A 1,593-nucleotide genomic window follows, 5' to 3' on the forward strand; every position below is an offset into this window, starting at 1 on the left:
CACGCCCGATATTCACACGACCGCGGGAAAGCTCGCCGACCTGCGTAATCGTCAGGCCGAGGCGCAGCACCCCAGCGGTGAAGCAGCGGTCGACAAGGTCCACGCCAAGGGCAAGCTCACCGCCCGCGAACGCATCACCGCGTTGTTGGACGAGGGCAGCTTCGTCGAACTCGACGCCCTCGCCCGCCACCGCAGCGTGAACTTCGGCCTCGCCGACAACCGCCCCGTCGGCGACGGCGTCGTCACCGGCTACGGCACCGTCGACGGCCGCGACGTGTGCGTGTTCTCCCAGGACGCCACCGTCTTCGGTGGCTCGTTGGGCGAAATCTACGGCGAAAAGATCGTCAAGGTCATGGACCTCGCCCTCAAAACCGGGCGCCCCCTGATCGGCATCAACGAAGGCGCCGGCGCCCGCATCCAGGAAGGCGTCGTCTCCCTCGGGTTGTACGGCGAAATCTTCCACCGCAACGTCCAAGCCTCCGGCGTCATCCCGCAGATCTCCCTGATCATGGGCCCCGCCGCCGGCGGCCACGTCTACTCCCCCGCCCTGACCGACTTCGTCGTCATGGTCGACCAGACCTCGCAGATGTTCGTCACCGGCCCCGACGTCATCAAAACCGTCACCGGCGAAGACGTCACCATGGAAGATCTGGGCGGCGCGCACACCCACATGGTCAAATCCGGCGTCGCCCACTACGTCGCCTCCGGCGAACAAGACGCCCTCGACTACGTCAAGGACCTGCTGTCCTACCTGCCGTCGAACAACCAGGCCGCGGCCCCCCGAATGCTGCCCACCGACCCGATCACCGGATCGATCGAAGACTCGCTCACCGCCGAGGACCTCGAACTCGACACCCTCATCCCGGACTCGGCGAACCAACCCTACGACATGCACGAGGTCATCCGCCGCATCCTCGACGACGACGAATTCCTCGAAGTCCAGGCCGAACGCGCCGGCAACATCATCGTCGGCTTCGGCCGCGTCGACGGCCGCTCCGTCGGCATCGTCGCGAACCAGCCCACCGTCTTCGCCGGCTGCCTCGACATCGACGCCTCCGAAAAAGCCGCCCGCTTCGTGCGCACCTGCGACGCGTTCAACGTCCCCATCATCACCCTCGTCGACGTCCCGGGCTTCCTGCCCGGCACCGACCAAGAGTTCAACGGCATCATCCGCCGCGGCGCGAAACTGCTCTACGCCTACGGTGAGGCCACCGTCGGGAAGATCACCGTCATCACCCGCAAAGCCTACGGCGGCGCCTACGACGTGATGGGCTCCAAACACATGGGCGCCGACGTCAACCTCGCCTGGCCCACCGCCCAGATCGCCGTCATGGGCGCCTCCGGCGCCGTCGGGTTCGTCTACCGCAAGCAACTGCTCGAAGCCACCAAGAACGGTGACGACGTCGACGCCCTGCGCCTGCAACTGCAACAGGAATACGAAGACACCCTCGTCAACCCGTACGTCGCCGCCGAACGCGGCTACGTCGACGCCGTCATCCCCCCCTCCCACACCCGCGGACAGATCGTGGCCGCCCTGCGCCTCCTCGAACGCAAAATGGTCACCCTCCCGCCCAAGAAGCATGGGAACATCCC

General features: G+C 66.4%; 1 protein-coding gene. It reads left to right on the forward strand.

Annotation, left to right across the window (positions count from 1 at the left end; translation table 11 throughout):
• The coding region (locus NOF53_RS27395) for an acyl-CoA carboxylase subunit beta (RefSeq protein WP_255974800.1) at positions 1 to 1,593 on the forward strand (1,593 nt) is incomplete at both ends.

Source organism: Rhodococcus tibetensis, from assembly GCF_024438035.1.
GTDB lineage: Bacteria > Actinomycetota > Actinomycetes > Mycobacteriales > Mycobacteriaceae > Rhodococcus_F > Rhodococcus_F tibetensis.